The 1,229-nt window shown below is 67.0% G+C and carries 2 pseudogenes; both read right to left on the bottom strand.

What is annotated here, in order from left to right:
- Positions 1-72: 72 nt before the first annotated feature.
- Positions 73-315: pseudogene (locus QZH66_RS15235) on the bottom strand (porphobilinogen synthase); the annotation flags it as partial.
- Between the two features lie 2 nt (positions 316-317).
- Positions 318-1,229: pseudogene (gene hemB / locus QZH66_RS15230) on the bottom strand (porphobilinogen synthase); the annotation flags it as partial.

Below are 1,229 nucleotides of genomic sequence, written 5' to 3'. Positions count from 1 at the left end.
AACGGCCTGGCCTGGCTATAGAAATAGCGTGAAATCAGCCTATAACGCTTGCCAGGTAAGCGCTGGCAGCTCTTATTTTTGAAGTAGCCGCGCCGCGTCGCGCGCGAAATAGGTCAGCACGCCGTCGGCGCCGGCGCGCTTGAAGGCCAGCAGGCTTTCCATCATCACGGCGTCGTGGTCGAGCCAGCCATTGGCGGCGGCGGCCTTGAGCATGGCGTATTCGCCGCTCACCTGGTAGGCGAAGGTCGGCACCTTGAACTCGTCCTTGACGCGGCGCACCACGTCGAGGTAGGGCATGCCGGGCTTGACCATCACCNGCCAGCAGGCTTTCCATCATCACGGCGTCGTGGTCGAGCCAGCCATTGGCGGCGGCGGCCTTGAGCATGGCGTATTCGCCGCTCACCTGGTAGGCGAAGGTCGGCACCTTGAACTCGTCCTTGACGCGGCGCACCACGTCGAGGTAGGGCATGCCGGGCTTGACCATCACCATGTCGGCGCCTTCGGCGATGTCGAGCGCCACTTCGCGCAGCGCCTCGTCGCTGTTGCCGGGGTCCATCTGGTAGCAGTTCTTGTCGGCCTTGCCCAGCGCGCCGCGCGTGCCAACGGCGTCGCGGAATGGGCCGTAGAAGGCGCTGGCGTACTTGGCGCTGTAGGCCATGATGCGCGTGTGGATGTGGCCGTGGGCTTCGAGCGCCTCGCGGATGGCGGCTATGCGCCCGTCCATCATGTCGCTGGGCGCGACGATGTCCACGCCGGCCTCGGCATGGGCCAGGGCCTGGCCCACCAGCACTTCGACGGTTTCGTCGTTGAGGATGTAGCCGGTCTCGTCGAGCACGCCGTCCTGGCCGTGGCTGGTGTAGGGGTCGAGCGCCACGTCGGTCATCACGCCCAGGTCGGGGAATTCTTTCTTCAGGGCCCGCACCACGCGCGGGATCAGGCCATCGGGGTTCAGCGCTTCCTTGCCGTCGGGCGTCTTGAGCGCCGCGGCGATCGAGGGGAACAGCGCCATGACGGGAATGCCGAGCTTGACGCAGTCTTCGGCCACGGGCAGCAGCAGGTCCAGGCTCAGGCGGTCCACGCCGGGCATGGAGGGCACGGCCTGGCGCAGGTTCTGGCCCGCGTGCACGAACACCGGGTAGATCAGGTCGTGCGGCGTCACGGCATGCTCGCGCACCAGGTTGCGCGTGAAGGCATCGCGGCGCAGGCGGCGCGGGCGGTTGTGGGGAAAC

The organism is Stenotrophomonas sp. YIM B06876 (assembly GCF_030711595.1).
In the GTDB taxonomy this organism is placed as follows: Bacteria; Pseudomonadota; Gammaproteobacteria; order Xanthomonadales; family Xanthomonadaceae; genus Stenotrophomonas.
Note: the sequence above shows the minus strand (reverse complement) of the source record. Positions and strands in the feature narration are given on the sequence as shown.